The sequence below is a fragment of the Streptomyces umbrinus genome, from assembly GCF_030817415.1.
Lineage (GTDB): Bacteria > Actinomycetota > Actinomycetes > Streptomycetales > Streptomycetaceae > Streptomyces > Streptomyces umbrinus_A.
The window spans coordinates 1,916,469-1,930,872 of record NZ_JAUSZI010000002.1 but is presented as its reverse complement, the minus strand read 5'-3'; the positions used below and the strand labels follow the sequence as shown (position 1 = coordinate 1,930,872).

11 protein-coding genes and 1 pseudogene are annotated in these 14,404 nt (G+C 69.9%); 7 read left to right on the top strand and 5 right to left on the bottom strand.

Translation table 11 applies throughout. The features are described from left to right. Nucleotides 1-88: 88 nt before the first annotated feature. Nucleotides 89-1,439, bottom strand: a pseudogene (locus QF035_RS09220) (lysine N(6)-hydroxylase/L-ornithine N(5)-oxygenase family protein). Nucleotides 1,440-1,646: 207 nt separating this feature from the next. On the opposite strand from QF035_RS09220, the gene argB reads away from it, so the two are divergent. Next, a complete protein-coding gene (gene argB / locus QF035_RS09215) occupies nt 1,647-2,531 on the top strand; it encodes an acetylglutamate kinase (protein ID WP_373466621.1) in 885 nt (294 codons plus the stop codon). A 92-nt stretch (nt 2,532-2,623) separates the two neighbouring features. Here the strand turns inward: argB and QF035_RS09210 are convergent, their stop codons facing one another. The 4 genes from QF035_RS09210 to QF035_RS09195 form a co-directional block, all read right to left on the bottom strand. After that, a complete protein-coding gene (locus QF035_RS09210; RefSeq protein WP_307530998.1) occupies nt 2,624-3,481 on the bottom strand; it encodes an ABC transporter ATP-binding protein in 858 nt (285 codons plus the stop codon). A gap of 19 nt (nt 3,482-3,500) precedes the next feature. Next, on the bottom strand, nt 3,501-4,520 hold the full coding sequence (locus QF035_RS09205) for a FecCD family ABC transporter permease (protein WP_307530996.1): 1,020 nt from the start codon (nt 4,518-4,520) through the stop codon (nt 3,501-3,503). 83 nt (nt 4,521-4,603) lie between these two features. Further along, nucleotides 4,604-5,626, bottom strand: coding sequence for a FecCD family ABC transporter permease (locus tag QF035_RS09200; protein WP_307519519.1), 1,023 nt, complete (start codon nt 5,624-5,626; stop codon nt 4,604-4,606). Between the two features lie 139 nt (nt 5,627-5,765). Beyond that, the gene (locus QF035_RS09195) at nt 5,766-6,713 is read right to left on the bottom strand and encodes a methionyl-tRNA formyltransferase (RefSeq protein WP_307519518.1); all 948 of its coding nucleotides are present in this window, start codon (nt 6,711-6,713) and stop codon (nt 5,766-5,768) included. 255 nt (nt 6,714-6,968) lie between these two features. Between QF035_RS09195 and QF035_RS09190 the strand changes: the two genes are divergently transcribed. The 6 genes from QF035_RS09190 to QF035_RS09165 all read left to right on the top strand — a co-directional run bounded on the left by QF035_RS09190 (nt 6,969) and on the right by QF035_RS09165 (nt 14,354). Continuing rightward, entirely contained in the window at nt 6,969-8,303 is a 1,335-nt protein-coding gene (locus QF035_RS09190) for a lysine N(6)-hydroxylase/L-ornithine N(5)-oxygenase family protein (protein ID WP_307519517.1), read from the top strand. 52 nt (nt 8,304-8,355) lie between these two features. Then, on the top strand, nt 8,356-9,411 hold the full coding sequence (locus tag QF035_RS09185; protein ID WP_307519516.1) for a FecCD family ABC transporter permease: 1,056 nt from the start codon (nt 8,356-8,358) through the stop codon (nt 9,409-9,411). Further along, nucleotides 9,408-10,469: a FecCD family ABC transporter permease gene (locus tag QF035_RS09180; protein WP_307519515.1), complete on the top strand. Its 1,062-nt coding sequence runs from the start codon at nt 9,408-9,410 to the stop codon at nt 10,467-10,469. Before QF035_RS09185 ends, QF035_RS09180 begins: the two co-directional genes overlap by 4 nt. Nucleotides 10,470-10,514: 45 nt before the next feature. Further along, complete coding sequence (locus QF035_RS09175) at nt 10,515-11,354, top strand: ABC transporter ATP-binding protein (RefSeq protein ID WP_307519514.1); 840 nt, start codon at nt 10,515-10,517, stop codon at nt 11,352-11,354. 110 nt (nt 11,355-11,464) lie between these two features. Continuing rightward, nucleotides 11,465-12,517 carry an ABC transporter substrate-binding protein gene (locus tag QF035_RS09170; RefSeq protein ID WP_307519512.1) on the top strand — a complete coding sequence of 351 codons (1,053 nt, stop codon included), beginning with the start codon at nt 11,465-11,467 and terminating at the stop codon, nt 12,515-12,517. Between the two features lie 49 nt (nt 12,518-12,566). Further along, nucleotides 12,567-14,354, top strand: a complete 1,788-nt coding sequence (locus tag QF035_RS09165; RefSeq protein WP_307519510.1) for an ABC transporter ATP-binding protein — start codon at nt 12,567-12,569, stop codon at nt 14,352-14,354. The last annotated feature ends 50 nt before the right edge of the window (nt 14,355-14,404 follow it).

Genomic DNA, 14,404 nt, shown 5'->3' with positions numbered 1-14,404 from the left:
TGCCGGTGAGGGAACGTGGAACCGGCGGCGGCCCTGCAGGTGGGACGGCACGTGGATCCGTGCCGTCCCACCCGGCCGTCGGGGGCTCTCAGCCGGCTCGCGCGGTGAGGCCGTCCGCCAGGTCGGCCGTGCGATGGGCGAGCAGGGAGTCGAGGATCTCGCCGGACCGGACCGCCGTGGTGGACAGCAGGGTCGAGGTGAGTCCGTGCGTGTGCTCGGTCGCGCCCTGCAGATAGATGCCTGCCGTGACGTCGGGAGTGAGCTCGACACGGTGATCGCGCCCGACGCGCACGGCGTCCTTGTCGTCCCGCAGGCAGAGTTTCGCGGTTCTGCCCAGGAGGGTGTCGAGATCCCTGGGGCGGTAGCCGGTCGCGTGGACGAGCAGGTCCGCGGAGAGCACCTCCCGTTCTCCGGTGGGGAGATACTCGACGGTGACCTCCAGGTGGTCGTCGAGACTGCGTACGTCCCGGATGCGGGACACGTTGCGCAGGCGCAGCCGCTCACGGCCCTGCACCTTCTCGCGGTACATGGTCGCGTACAGCGACTCGATGAGATCCATGTCCACCACCGAGTAGTTGGTGCTGCGGTGGTAGTCGACCAGGGACTGCTTCACCTCCGGTTTGGAGCGGAAGTAGACGTCCACGGCCTCCGGGTCGAAGATCCGGTTGGCGAACGGGCTGTCGTCGGCGGGCGTGTACCCGTACTTGGCGAAGATCGCGCAGATCTCCGACTCGGGGAAGGACTGGTGCAGATAGTCCACGGCCTCGGCCGCGCTCTGGCCCGCGCCGAGCACCAGGACACGGCCCACCGGGGTACCGGATTCGTTCAACTCACGTACGCGCGGGACGAGTTGGCTGTTGTGCCAGATGCGGTCGGACAGGGCCGTGTCCGGTGGCAGGTGCGGCTCCAGGCCGACGGCCACCGAGATGTTCCGGGCCCTTCGGGTGACGGTCCGCTCGGGGGCGCCGGGCACGCGGCTGACCACGTCCAGCCAGCGGACCTCCCCGTCGGGTCCGGTCACCGGGTCGACCGACACGACCTCGTCGGAGTAGTCGACGAGGTGGGCCACCCGGGCGGCGGCCCACTCGAAGTACTCGTGGAACTCGATCCGCAAAGGGAACAGCGTCTTCGCGTTGAGGAAGTCCACCATCCTGCCCCGCTCCCGCAGGAAACACAGGAAGCTGAAGTCGCTGGTCGGGTTGCGCATGGTGACCAGGTCCTTGAGAAAGGACACCTGCATCGTGGCGTCTTCGATGAGCATTCCCCGGTGCCAGCCGAACGATGGCTGGCGTTCCAGGAATCCCGCGCGGATCCGGTGCTCCGGAGCGACTTGGGCGTTGTGTTCCTCAACCGCAATGGCCAGTGCGAGATTTGGACGGCCCGAAACCTATACCGAGCACGTCAAGGATGGCGTCCGGCTCGTCATGCAGTGCGTTCACCGCAACTTTCCTTCCCCTAGGCGCCACTGATGTTAAATAAGGTTAGCCTTACCTTGCAATGGTGTGTCCTAGGAGAGGATCGACGATGCGGGTCGTCATGTTCGGCTGTCAGACCTGGGGGCACCTCACGCTCCAGGCTCTGTTGGACTCCGGCCTGGCCGAGAAGCGCGGGGCCCGCAGCGGCCGGCGGCCGTGAACGGGGCCGTCGTGGCCGAAACGGCCACCTCCTCCGACACCGAGTCCTCCGCCGGTGACCTCACCAATCGCCTCGCGGCGCTGGAACCCCTGCGTGGACACACGGTCGTCGTCAAGTACGGCGGCCACGCGATGACCGACGAGACGCTCCGGCGGGCCTTCGCGCAGGACGTCCTCACCCTGCGGCGCGCCGGGGTCCGGCCCGTCGTCGTGCACGGCGGCGGTCCGCAGATCGGCGCCCACCTGGACCGGCTGGGCCTCAAGTCGTCCTTCCTGAACGGGCTCCGGGTCACCACTCCGGAGACCATGGAGGTCGTCCGCATGGTGTTGTCGGGCAAGGTCCAGAAGGAACTCGTCGGCCTGCTCAACGAAGACGGCCCGTACGCCGTCGGCCTCAGCGGCGAGGACGGGCGCACCCTCACCGCCGTCAAGCGGTACGCCGAAGTGGCCGGTGAGCCCGTCGACATCGGGCTCGTCGGGGACGTGGCACGGGTGAACACCGCGGTCGTGCGCATCCTGCTCGACAGCGGTCACATCCCGGTCGTCTCCTCCGTCGGCCGCGGCGAGGACGGGCAGGTCTACAACGTCAACGCCGATACGGCGGCAGGGGCGTTGGCGGCGGCGCTGGGGACGCGGATCCTGGTCGTCCTCACCGATGTTCCCGGGCTCTATGCCGACTGGCCCGAGAGCGACCGGATCGTCGACCGGATCGGCGCGGGGGAACTGGAGCGGTTGCTGCCGACGTTGAACGGCGGCATGGGGCCCAAGATGGAGGCCTGTCTGAGGGCCGTCAGGGGTGGGGTGGGAGCGGCCCGGGTGCTCGACGGGCGCGCGCCGCACGCATTGCTCGACGGGCTGGCGGATGTCGTCGGAACGGGGACGACGATCGTGCGGTGACGCTCCGCTGGGAGCAGGGCTGTTCGGCCGCGGGTGTGTGGGGACCGGCCGCGCCCCGCGGCGGAGCCGCAGATCGACGCAGCCCCGCGCCCCTAACGGGCGCGGGCCCCATGGTGACGGCCTATCGGGATCACCAGCGGGGTGCCGCTGACCGGGTCCGTCGTGATCTGGCAGGTCAGGTCGAAGACGTCCTCGACCGTGGCGGCGGTGATGACCTCCACGGGGCTTCCTTCGGCGACGATCCGCCCGGACTTCATCGCGACGACGTGATCGGCGTACCGGCAGGCCTGGTTGAGGTCGTGGAGCACCATGACGACCGTGCGGCTCTCGCGCCGGTTGAGGTCGGTGATGAGGTCCAGGACGTCGATCTGATGGGCCAGGTCCAGATACGTCGTCGGCTCGTCCAGCAGCAGTACGGGGGTGCCCTGGGCGACCGCCATGGCGATCCAGGCGCGTTGGCGCTGGCCGCCGGACAACTCGTCCACAGGCCGGTCCGCGAGGTCCGTCATGCCCGTGGCGTCCAGGGCCTCGCGCACGGCCTGCTCATCGGCCTTCGACCACTGCCGCCACCAGGTCTGATGCGGTGAACGCCCGCGGTTGACCAGGTCGATGACCGTCAGCCCCTCCGGCGCGAGCGGACTCTGCGGCAGGATGCCGAGGCGCTGGGCCAGCTCCCTGCTCGGTATCGACCGGATGGCCCGGCCGTCGAGATGGACGGCTCCTTCCTTGGGCGCCAGCAGCCGGGCGAGGGCGCGCAACAGGGTGGACTTGCCGCACGCGTTGGCGCCGACGATGGCCGTGATCCGGCCCGGCGGTACGGCCAGGTCGAGCCCGTCCACGACGATCCGGCTGTCGTAGGCCAGCCGCAGACCGCTCGCGCGCAGGTCCGGGTCGGGGGGCGGCACGCGGTCGGTCGACCGGGGATCAGCCGACGTGGCATCAGCCGACATGGGATCAGCCGACATGGGTTCAACCTCCTGAACCCGCGCGGTTGGCGCGGGCGAGCAGCCAGAGCAGGACCGGTGCGCCGAGCACTCCGGTGACGATTCCGACCGGCAGCTCCGTGCCGGGGACGAGCGTACGGGCGATGAGGTCGCCGCCGAGGACCACCAGCGCCCCGGTCAGTCCCGAGGCGACGGTCGGTGGCCAGGCCGTACGGGCCAGCCGTTGGGCGATCTGCGGAGCGGCGAGCGCCACGAACGCGACGGGACCGGTGGAGGCGGTGGCGAACGCGATCAGTCCGACACCGGCGAGCAGGATGGCGAGGCGGACGGGCTGTACGCGCGTACCGAGGCCGGTGGCCACGTCGTCGCCGAGCTGGAGGGTGCGCAGCAGCCGGCCGAGCAGCAGTGCCGTCGGCAGCAGCACAGCCAGCGCCACGGTGAGCGGGCCGACCTGGTCCCCCGTACGGCCGTTGAGGTTGCCGACCAGCCAGCCGAGGGCGGCCTGTGCCTGGAAGCGTCCGCCCTTGGCCACCAGGTAGTCCGTGGCGCTCGTACAGATCCAGGCCACGCCGATGCCGACCAGGACGATGCGGTATCCGGTGGTGCCGCGCCGCCAGGACAGCACGTACACGACGAGGGCCGAGGCCAGGGCGCCGAGCAGGCCGAGGGCCTGGGTGCCGAGGCCGCCGTCCCAGCCGAGCACGATGCCCGCGACCACGGCGGTGCCCGCGCCCTGGGTGAGGCCGATCATGTCGGGGCTGGCCAGCGGATTGCGGGTCATGGTCTGGAACAGCGCGCCGGAGACACCGAAGGCGATGCCCGCCAGCAGCCCGACCAGGGCGCGCGGCAGCCGCAGTTCCCGCACCACGAGGACTGTTCCGGGGTCGCCGGAGCCCACCAGGGCCCGTACTACCTCGGTGAAGCCGATCGGATAGTCGCCGGTCGTCAGGCCCCAGCAGAACAGCAGGAAGGTGGCGGCGGCGAGCACCGCGCACAGGGTCACCAGGCGGGGGCGGAAGACGCCGGAGACGGGCGGCAGGGCCAGCCGGTAGGTGCGGAAGCGGGGGCCGCCGGGCGAACCGTCCGGAACCGGGCGGGAGTTGAGCGCGGACTTCGGGTTCGGCACGTTCACACCTCCGCCAGATTGCGTCTGCGGACCATGGCGATGAAGAACGGGCCGCCGATGAAGGCGACCAGCACGCCTGCCTGGATCTCGGTGGGCCGTGCCACCAGGCGTCCGAGGATGTCGGCGGTGAGCAGCAGGCTGGGGGCGAGCACCGCGGACAGCGGCAGCAGCCAGCGCTGGTCGGGGCCGATGCCCGCCGACTGGGCCAGTGCACGCGCGACATGGGGGACCACCAGGCCGATGAAGACGACCGGGCCGATGACCGCGACCGAGGCCCCCGTCAGCAGGGTGACCGCGGCGACGCCCGCGAGGCGGACCAGGCCGAGGCGCCGGCCGAGCGAGGCCGCGACGTCGTCGCCGAGGGCCAGGCTGTTGAGGGCCGGAGCGCAGGCCAGCGCCAGCACCGCGCCGATGACGAGGAAGGGCAGCACCCGCCACACCATGCCGCTGTCCGCGTCCGCGAGCGAACCCGCGGACCAGAAGCGGAACTTGTTGAGCGCGTCCGCGTCGGTGAGCACGATGGCCTGGGTGAACGACCACAGCATCGAGGTGACGGCGATTCCCGCGAGCGCCAGTTTCACCGGGGTCATCCCGGACCGCCCGAGACCGCCCAGCAGATAGACGGCCACCGTGGCGATCAGTGCTCCGGCGAACGCGAACCACACATACCCGTACAGGGAGTTGATCCCGAGCACTCCGACGGCCAGCACGATGGCGAAGGAGGCACCGGCGCTGACCCCGAGCACCCCGGGGTCGGCGAGCGGGTTGCGGGTCAGGGCCTGCATCAGCGCGCCGGCCAGCCCGAGGGCGGCGCCCGCCGCCAGCGCGAGGGCGGTACGCGGTACGCGCGCGGTCCAGACGATGTTGTCCACGAAACGGCTCGGAGCGTCGCCGAACAGGGCCCGGATCACCTGGTCCGGCGGGACGTTGGCCGCGCCGAGCGCCAGCGACAGCAGACAGAGGACGGCCAGGACGACACCCAGCAGCGCCACGAGAAGGGCAGGGCGCACCCTCTTGCCTGTCACCTTGCGGTCTCCAACGGCCGGCTCCCTTGGGTGCGGCAGGCCCGAATCGTAGAGGGAGCGCCCCCGCCGTGCGGAGACGGGAAGTTCCGCACGGCGGTGGCGTCCGGCCGGCCCACGGGACCGTGCTGGGGCCGGGGTATCAGGGGCGGGTGGTGAGATAGCCGCCCATGGAGGTGAAGTACTGGGTCGCGGGCAGCTCGCGGCCGTCCTCGGTCCGTACCCGGGTGATGGCCAGGCCGTGGTTGCGGCCGGTGCGGGCGTCGGCTCCGGCGACGATCACCACGCCCTCGCCCTCGCGGTAGAAGATGCGGCCGGGCGTACCGCCGTAGCGGCCCTGGGACACCACGGCGGCGAGGACCTCGAGTCGCTTGCCCTTGTGGAAGGTGAAGGCGCTGGGGTACGGCTCGGACTGGGCGCGGACCAGGCGCTCCAGGTCCTCGGCCGGCCAGGCCCAGTCGATGCGGATGTCCTCGGCGGCCCGCTTGTGGAAGAAGCTGGCCTGGGACCGGTCCTGCTTGGTGAACTCCGTCTGCCCGGCGGCGATGAGGTCGAGCGCGCCGACGGTGACCGGGGCGATGAGGTCGACCGTCTTGTGGAAGAGGTCGGTGGCGGTGTCCGTCGGTCCGACCGGCACCGCCTCCTGACGGACGATGTCGCCCGCGTCGAGCTCGTCGTTCATCATGTGCGCGGTGACGCCCACTTCGGTCTCGCCGTTGATCAGGGCCCAGATCAGCGGGGAGAAGCCGGCGTACTTCGGCAGCAGCGAGTCGTGGACGTTCAGCGTGCCGTGGCGCGGCAGGTCGAAGATGCGCGGGGGGATCCAGGTCCGCCAGTTGTTCGCCACGAGGATGTCCGGGTCGGCCGCCTTCAGGCGCTCGAACAGCTCGTCGTCGTCGGGGCGGTTGCGGATCAGCACAGGGACGCCGTGCTCCTCGGCGAGGTCGGCGACGGAGTCGCTCCAGATCTTCTCGTACGCGTGCTCGCTCTTGGGGTGGGTCACGACCAGCACCACGTCGTGTTCGGAGTCCAGAAGGGCTTGCAGGGTGCGGTGCCCCCAGGTCTGGTAACCGAACATGACGACCCGCATGGGGTTCCTCCTCGAAGGCAGGGGATGGACCGGGGTCAGTAAAGCAAGGCTTACCTTAGTATGCAACGGGGGTGCGCAGTGCCCCAGTTGGCGGGTGCCGGCGCCTCATTGCCCGGTTCGTCCGGTCGACAGCTTTATGGGATTAGCTTAGGCTAACCTAAATTCCCGGCGAGCTCGGCCGCTGGCATGCCCGCCTTTCTCACCTCGTACTTTCCCCACGCCTGACAGGCGACTGCCCCGCACGATGGGAGTGACATGTCACAGGTTCTTCCTGATGACGCACCACTGGTCCACGACCTCATTGGCATCGGTTTCGGACCGTCCAATGTGGCCATGGCGATCGCACTCGGCGAGCACAACGCACGAGCCGGCGAGCAGGAGGCGATCACCGCTCACTTCTTCGAGCAGCAGCCGTGCTTCGGCTGGCACCGGGGCATGCTGATCGACGACGCGACCATGCAGGTGTCCTTCCTCAAGGACCTGGTGACGCTCCGGAACCCGGCCAGCGAGTTCAGCTTCCTCTGCTACCTGAAGAGCAAGGGCCGGCTGATCGACTTCATCAACCACAAGAACCTCTTCCCGCTGCGGGTCGAGTTCCACGACTACCTGGAATGGGCCGCGGCCCAGGTCGAGGACACGGTCTCCTACGGCCACGAGGTCGTCGGCGTCGCGCCCGTCGTCCGTGACGGAGTCGTGGATCACCTGGAGGTGACGGTCCGGTCGGCGGAGGGCCTCGCGGTCCACCGGGCCCGCAACCTTGTCCTCGGCACCGGGATGCGTCCCCTCATGCCGGAGGGCGTCGAGACGGGCGACCGGGTCTGGCACAACTCCGAACTGCTGGCGAAGGTCGACCGGTTGGAGGGCACCTCGCCCTCCCGGTTCATCGTCGTGGGCGCCGGTCAGAGCGCTGCCGAGAACGTCGCCTACCTGCACCGCCGCTTCCCCGGGGCCGAGGTCTGCGCGGTCTTCTCCCGCTACGGCTACAGCCCCGCCGACGACAGCAGCTTCGCCAACCGGATCTTCGATCCCGCGGCCGTCGACGAGTACTTCGCCGCGCCCGAGAACGTCAAGCGCCGCCTGATGGACTACCACGGCAACACCAACTACTCCGTGGTGGACATCGACCTGATCGAGGACCTGTACCGGCAGACGTACCAGGAGAAGGTCCTCGGCACCGAGCGGCTGCGCTTCCTCAACGTGTCCCGGCTGACCGACGTCGAGGAGACCGCGGGCACGGCCCGTGCCACCGTGACGTCCCTCGTCACCGGCGAGGAGACCGTCCTGGACGCGGACGTCGTGGTCTTCGCCACCGGCTACAGCCCCGCCGACCCCCTCGGACTCCTCGGCGAGGTCGCGGACCACTGCCTGCGTGACGGCGAGGGCCGCGTCCGCGTCGAGCGCGACTACCGCATCGTGACGGACCCCGAACTGCGCTGCGGGATCTACCTCCAGGGCGGTACGGAGCACACGCACGGCATCACGTCGTCCCTGCTGTCCAACACCGCGACCAGGGTCGGGGAGATCCTGGACTCGCTCCTCGCCCGGGGCGTCACGTCCCCCTCGGACGAGGCCTGGACGGTCGCCGCCTGAAAGGCCATGGCCATGCTTCTCCGGTGGATCAATAGGGATAACGTACTTCGCCATGGGCACGACTGCGGTTGAGCGCCCCGCGCCCAGGGGCACAGACGCCCGTCGGCGGCGGGTGGTGGGTTTGGGCACGCTGGTGGTGGTCCTCGTGGCCGCGGGGGTGGTGTCGTTGGCTGTCGGTGCGCGCTCGTTGAGCCCCGCCGAGGTGTGGCACGGGCTGTTCGCGGCACCGGACTCCGACCAGCGGCTCACCGAGATCAGGCTCATCGTGCGGACCGTGCGGGTGCCCCGGACGGTGCTCGCGATCGTGGCGGGCATCGCGCTCGGGGTCGGCGGGGCGCTGATCCAGGGGTACACGCGCAACCCGATCGCGGACACGGGCCTGCTGGGCGTGAACGCCGGCGCCTCGTTCGCCGTGGTGTCGGTGATCGCCGTGTTCGGGTTCTCCAACCCGTTCCAGTACGTCTGGTTCGCCTTCCTGGGAGCGGCGGTCGCCGGCGTCGTCGTGTTCGGCCTCGCGAGCATCGGCCGGGGCGCCGGTAATCCGTTGACGCTCGCGCTGGCCGGGCAGGGGATCACGGTGTTCCTCGCGGCGATGACCACCGCGGTCGCGCTGACGGACCTGGCGTCGCTGAACGCGCTGCGGTTCTGGAACGCGGGATCCGTGGCCGGCGTCGGATTCGACGTCATCTGGCCGGTGACCGCGTTCATCGTGGTCGGGCTGGTGCTGGCCCTGGCCGTGCTGCCGTCCCTCAACCTGCTCAACCTGGGCGACGACGTGGCGCGGGGCCTCGGAGTGAACATCGCGCTGAGCCGGACCGTCGGCATCCTCGCCATCACCCTGCTCGCGGGCGCGGCGACCGCGGCATGCGGCCCCATCGCGTTCCTCGGGCTCATGGTGGCCCACGTGGCCCGGTACATGACCGGTCCGGACTACCGCTGGCTCGTGCCGTACGCGGGTCTGCTCGGCGCCATCGTCCTGCTGGTCTGCGACATCGTGGGGCGACTGGTGGTGCGGCCTGGCGAGTTGGACGCGGGTGTCCTCGTCGCCCTCCTGGGCGCTCCGTTCTTCGCGGTCCTGGTGTGGCGCGGAAAGTTCAAGAACGCATGAACGGGACAGACGTGAAGCCTTCGGTGGCGCCGGGTGTGCGGCTCGGCCAGGTCTCGTTCGTATGGCGGCCGTTGATCGTGTTCGTCACGCTGCTGCTGGCGGCGGCGACCTTCCTGGTGTTCTGCGTGTCCATCGGCGTGGGGGACTTCCCCATCGGCCTGTCCCGGGTGATCGCCACGATCCTCGGCCGGGGCGAGCGGGTCGACGAGTTCGTGATCATGGACCTGCGGATGCCGCGTGCCCTGGCCGGGCTCGTCGTGGGGATCGCGCTCGGGGTGTCCGGGGCGATCACGCAGTCCATCGCGCGCAATCCGCTGGCCAGCCCGGACATTCTGGGGGTCACCGGGGGCGCCAGCGCGGTCTCGGTGTTCCTGGTGACGGTGTCGGGCGGGACCGCGACGGCGATCGTCAGCTCCGTGGGCCTGTCCGCGGCGGCGCTCCTCGGCGGGCTCGGCACGGGTCTGCTGGTGTACTTCCTGGCATGGCGGCGCGGGGTCGACGGCTTCCGGCTCATCCTCATCGGCATCTCGGTGAGCGCGGTGATGGAGGCGATCACGACCTGGCTGCTGGTCACGGCCGACATCCGGGACGTGGCCAAGGCCCAGGCGTGGCTGGTCGGTTCGCTGGACAACCGGTCGTGGGGCGAGGTCCGCATAGCCCTCTGGTGCACGCTCGTCCTCCTGGTCGTCGTGGCGAGTGTCGCGTTCCAGTTCAAGCCGATGCACTTCGGCGACGAGATCGCCGCCGGCCTCGGCGTCCGGTACTCGATGGTGCGGGCCGTCCTGCTGCTGTGCGCGGTGCTGCTGGCCGCCGCGGCGGTGAGCGCGGCGGGTCCGGTCCCCTTCGTCGCGCTCGTGGCGCCGCAGGTGGCGATGCGGCTGGCGAGATGTCCGACGCCGCCGATGGTGGCCTCGGGACTGGTCGGGGCGCTGCTCCTGATCGGCGCGGACCTGGTGGCGCGCACGGCACTGCCCATCAGTCTCCCGGTCGGTGTCGTCACCGCCGCGATCGGCGGCCCCTTCCTCGTCTATCTCCTGGTGCGGGCGAATCTCAGATAACTGGTACAAAGAGTTAGGCAAACCTAAGTAGGCAGAGGGGGATTCGTGGCCGCGCAGCACATCGCCGAGGTCGGGTCCGAGGTCGCTGACACCTCGCGGCTGGCGGCCAGGGGCGTCACGGTCGGGTACGGCGGCCGGATCGTCATCGACGAGCTCGACGTGGCGATACCGCCAGGGGTGATCACCACGGTCATCGGCCCCAACGGCTGTGGGAAGTCAACCCTGTTGAGGACCCTGTCGCGGCTGCTCAAGCCGACCAGGGGGACGGTCGTCCTCGACGGCGACGACATCGTCAAGCTCAGGACCAGGGACGTGGCCAAGAAGCTCGGCCTGCTGCCGCAGGCGCCGGTCGCGCCGGAGGGGCTGACGGTGTCCGACCTGGTCGCCAGGGGCCGCCATCCGCACCAGAGTTGGCTGCGGCAGTGGTCGTCGGACGACGTCGCCGTCGTGGAGCGCGCGCTGGCCATGACCGGGGTGTCCGACCTCGCAGACCGTCCGGTCGACTCGCTGTCCGGCGGACAGCGCCAGCGCGTCTGGATCTCGATGACCCTGGCCCAGGGCACCGATCTGCTGCTGCTCGACGAGCCGACCACGTACCTGGACCTGGCGCACGCGATCGACGTGCTCGACCTGGTGGACGACCTGCACGAGGCGGGCTGCACCGTCGTCATGGTGCTGCATGACCTCAACCTCGCCACGCGCTACAGCGACAACCTCGTCGTGATGAGGGAGGGGGCGATCCTGGCGCAGGGGCACCCGCGTGACGTGATCACCGCCGAACTGCTCCACGAGGCGTTCGGACTGCGCGCCAAGGTGATCGACGACCCGGTCGGCGACCGGCCGCTCATCGTGCCGATCGGCCGCACTCACGTCCAACTCGACTAGATCCGCATAAAGATGGCCAAGTTAGGCTAGGCTAACCTCACTTCGCCAGGATAAGGTTTGCCTGCCCTAAGACAGGGTGCAGCGGATGGCGCTAAAGCAAGGGATCTGGGATGTTCCTCCTTCGAACGACGCGTATGAAGCCCTGGCGGCGGGTGGCGGCGACGGTTTCCGCGGCGGCGCTCGGCGTCGGTCTTCTCGCGGGATGTGGTTCCGACTCCAAGGACGAGTCGAACGACAGCGCCCCGGCTGCCAAGTCCGGCGCGTTCCCGGTCACCGTGGAGCACGCGTTCGGATCCACGAAGGTCGCGGAGGCCCCCAAGCGTGTGGTCACCGTCGGCTACACGGACGACCAGAGTGTCCTGGCGTTCGGCATCAAGCCGGTCGGCATGGTCGACCAGTACCCGAACCCGGCGGGCAAGACCCCCGACATCAACACCCAGTGGCCCTGGGTGAAGGACAAGTGGGGCGACGCCAAGCCCGAGGTCATCATGAAGAACGGTGACGCCGGCCCCAACTACGAGAAGATCGCGGCCCTTCGGCCGGACCTGATCATCGCGGTCTACTCCGAGGTCGACAAGGCCGCCTACGACAAGCTCTCCCAGATCGCCCCGACCGTGGGCCGTACCAAGGCCGAGAAGGAACCGTTCAGCGCTCCGTGGCAGGACAACGCCCTCCAGATCGCCAAGGCGCTCGGCAAGGCCGACGAGGGCGAGAAGATGGTGGCGGCCATCCAGGCCCAGCTCGACACCGCCAAGAAGGAGCACCCGGAGTTCGCGGACCAGAAGGCCGTCGCGCTGTCCTGGTACAAGGACGCGGTCAACCCCTTCACCTCCACCGACGTGCGCGGACAGCTCCTGACGGGCATCGGCTTCAAGTACCAGACCGAGATCGACAAGGTCGCGGACGGCAGCTTCTCCGTCGCACTGTCCCCCGAGCGCATCGACCTGGTCGACGTGGACCGCGTCTTCGTCATCAACGACAAGGCGGACACGGAAGCCCTCAAGAAGTTCAAGCTGTTCACCAACCTGGACGCCGTGAAGAACGGCAAGGTGTCCTACCTGCTGGACAGTGAGGGCCCGGCGATCGGCGCGGCCATCTCCCAGGGCACCCTGCTGTCCATGCCATACGCGATCGATGAGCTCGTGAAGTCGGCGGCCGGCTGAAGATGTCGATGGTCAACGGATCCCGTCCCCGACCCGATCTGGTTCTGGTGTGAGCACTACCGACACACACGTCGCCCCGGCAACTCTGCGTACGGCGACCGGGGGTGAGGCCACCCGCTGGGTCGCGGCACACTGCCGCGAGGTGCCATGGCTGACCCTCTCCACCGTGCTCAGCACGGTGGTAGGAGCGGCGCTCCAGGTGCTCCCCGTGCTCCTTCTCGGCCGGGTGGTCGACGGGGTGGTCGGGGGCGAGTCCCGCTCGGTCCTGGTCCAGGTCGGGGTGTTGATGGTGGCCGCCGCGGTGTTCGGCGCGGTGGCCACCGCGGTGTCGACGTACCTGATCGGGCGGCTGGGCGCGGATCTGCTCGCGCGGCTCCGTGAAGGGGCCGTCCGGGCGGTGCTCGGGATGCCCAGCGCACGGATCGAGCAGGTCGGCCGGGGAGACGTGCTGTCCCGGGTCGGCGACGACGTCGCCGTGATCTCCAAGGGCATCCGGACGGCCATCCCCACGGTGTTCTCGGCGGGAGTGCTGGTCGTCATCGCCACGGTCGGCATGTTCGGCCTGGACTGGCGGCTCGGCCTGGCGGGCGCCGGCGCACTGCCCGCGTACGCGCTGGCCCTGCGCTGGTATCTCCCTCGGTCGGCTCCGCTCTACCGGAAGCAGCGGGTGGCCCAGGCCGACCGCGCTCAGGCGTTGATCAGTGGTCTGAACGGGATCGACACGGTCCGCGCGTACCGCCTGGAAGGTGCCGTCCGCGAGAAGGTCACCAGCGAGTCGTGGCGGGTGCGCGAGCTCGGCATCGAGGTGTTCCGGTTCTTCGGCCGGTTCGTCGGCAGGGAGAACCGTGCCGAGTTCATCGGCCTGGTCCTGATCCTCGTGGTGGGGTACGCCCTGCTGGAGGCCGATGCCGCCAGCCTGGGCGAGGTGTCGGCGGCCCCGCTGATGTTCCACCGGCTGTTCACCCCGCTGGGCGCCATCATGTTCACCTTCGACGAGGCGCAGAAGTCGGGCGCGAGCCTGACCCGGCTGGTCGGGGTGCTGGGGGAGGACGCGGAGGACCGGCTGGTGGGCGACGAGGCCGTCGCGGCCGCGGACGCCGTGTCGTACCAAGTGACGGTGGAGGGGCTGACGTTCAGCTATCCCGACACCGAGCAACCGGTCCTGAGGGATGTCGGACTGACGATCCCGGCCGGTGGTTCGCTCGCGCTGGTGGGGGCGACAGGCGCGGGCAAGTCGACCCTGGCCGCGCTGATCGCCGGCATAGGGACACCGCAGGCCGGGTCGGTGCGCGTCGGGTCGACCGACCTCGCCGGTCTGGACGAGGCCGGGGCGCGGGCCCTGGTCAGCATCCTGACGCAGGAGACGCATGTGTTCTCCGGTCCGCTCGCCGACGACCTGCGGCTGGCCGCGCCGGAGGCGGCCGACGCCGAGCTGATGGACGCGTTGCGCACGGTCGGCGCCGGCGGATGGGTCGACGCGCTGCCCGACGGGCTGAACACCCTGGTCGGCGAGGGCGGCGAGCGCCTGGACGTCACCAAGGTCGCCCAGATCGCCCTGGCCCGCCTCGTGTTGGGCCGGGCTCCGGTGGTCGTGCTCGACGAGTCGACCGCGGAGGCGGGCAGCGAGGGCGCCGCCGAGCTGGAGCGGGCCGTGCTGGCCGCGTGCGCGGGCCGGACCACGCTGTTCGTGGCGCACCGGCTGACCCAGGCGATGGCGGCGGACCGCATCGCCGTGCTGGACGCGGGACGCGTCGTTGAGCAGGGGACTCACGAGGAGTTGGTGGCTCTGGGCGGCCGCTACGCACGACTGTGGCGGGCCTGGCGCGAAGGCAGTTAGGTAAACCTAATTTAGGTTAGGCTAACTTTCATTACCTGGAAGGGACGCTG

Bases quoted from the DNA above. Each gene is read 5' to 3' on its own strand.
- QF035_RS09195 (WP_307519518.1), bottom strand. From the start codon at position 6,713: ATGCGGGTCGTCATGTTCGGTTACCAGACCTGGGGGCACCGCACCCTG.
- QF035_RS09185 (WP_307519516.1), top strand. From the start codon at position 8,356: ATGGGCACGACTGCGGTTGAGCGCCCCGCGCCCAGGGGCACAGACGCC.
- QF035_RS09180 (WP_307519515.1), top strand. From the start codon at position 9,408: ATGAACGGGACAGACGTGAAGCCTTCGGTGGCGCCGGGTGTGCGGCTC.
- QF035_RS09170 (WP_307519512.1), top strand. From the start codon at position 11,465: ATGTTCCTCCTTCGAACGACGCGTATGAAGCCCTGGCGGCGGGTGGCG.
- QF035_RS09210 (WP_307530998.1), bottom strand. From the start codon at position 3,481: ATGTCGGCTGATGCCACGTCGGCTGATCCCCGGTCGACCGACCGCGTG.
- QF035_RS09190 (WP_307519517.1), top strand. From the start codon at position 6,969: ATGTCACAGGTTCTTCCTGATGACGCACCACTGGTCCACGACCTCATT.